This is a genomic window from Actinoplanes sandaracinus, assembly GCF_030009775.1.
In the GTDB taxonomy this organism is placed as follows: domain Bacteria; phylum Actinomycetota; class Actinomycetes; order Mycobacteriales; family Micromonosporaceae; genus Actinoplanes; species Actinoplanes sandaracinus.
Genome location: NZ_JASCTH010000094.1, coordinates 1 through 1,259, shown reverse-complemented (window position 1 = coordinate 1,259; position 1,259 = coordinate 1). Strand labels below are relative to the sequence as shown.

Here is a 1,259-nt window from a genome sequence, read left to right as displayed (position 1 = left end):
ACTGACACGGATCCGCTCACCGCACGATTCGCATCCTCGGCACGGCCGGCCCGTTCCGGGCCGGCCCGTCGCCCGCCACACACGCTGGCAGGTCGGCGCCGTCACCGCGTGAGGTCTGCCGGCGTGTCACCCGCGGCGGGGGCCGACAACCGGAAGGCACGGTTCATGACCATCAGGTACGGATTCCTCAGCACTCACCCGCCCACCCGCTGCGGCCTGGCGACCTTCAACGCGGCGCTGGCCGCCCACCTCGGCACGGACGGTGAGCCGGCCGGAGTCGTGCGGGTCGCCGGCAACGGCGACGACCTCAGGCCCGCCCCCGGCGTGGCGCACACCTGGGTGGACACGGACCTGTCCGGCTGGCGTGACGCCGCCGAGGTGCTCAACACCTTCGACGTCGCCGTCGTCCAGCACGAGTACGGCATCTACCCCGGACGCGACGGCGGAGACGTCCTGTCGGTGCTGCGCCGCCTCACGGTGCCGAGCCTCGTCGTCCTGCACACCGTGCCGGCCCATCCCACCGCGAGGCAGAAGTCTCTGCTCGAACAGATCGCGGCCGCCGCCGGGGCGGTCGTGACCATCACCGCGACCGCACACGACCGGCTGCTCGCCGGCTATGCCGTCGACGCGGCGAAGGTCTCGGTGATCCCGCACGGCGCCTCCGACTACACCGGTCCGCCGGCCCGCCGGTACGAGCAGCCACACATGCTCACCTGGGGTCTGCTGGGCCCGGGCAAGGGCATCGAGTGGGCGCTGCGTGGCCTGGCCCGGCTACGGAGCCCCGATCCGGCGCCCGTCTACACCGTGGCCGGCCGGACCCACCCCAAAGTCGCCGAAGTGCACGGCGAGGCGTACCGGGCGAGCCTGCACCAGCTCGGCGCGGCACTCGGCGTCGCGCACCACGTGCGCTACGAGTCGGACTACCTCGACGACGCGGCGCTCGGGGAACTGATCCGATCCGCCGATGTCGTCGTGCTGCCGTACGACTCCACCGAGCAGGTCACCTCGGGCGTCCTCGTCGAGGCGGTGGCGGCCGGGATCCCGGTCGTCGCGACCGCGTTCCCGCACGCGGTGGAACTGCTCACCGACGGGCCCGGCCTGCTCGTTCCCCACAAGAACCCGGCCGCCCTGGCAACCGCGATCCGCAAGATCCTCACCAAGCCCGCTCTGGCCGCCACACTGCGCGAACGCAGCGGCCACGCCGAGCCGGCGCCACGCTGGCCCGCCGTCGCCCAGCGCTACCACGAACTCGCCGTGAC

General features: G+C 73.1%; 1 protein-coding gene. It reads left to right on the top strand.

What is annotated here, in order from left to right:
• Positions 1-165 precede the first annotated feature (165 nt).
• The coding region (locus tag QLQ12_RS46800) for a glycosyltransferase (RefSeq protein ID WP_282767546.1) at positions 166-1,259 on the top strand (1,094 nt) is incomplete at its 3' end.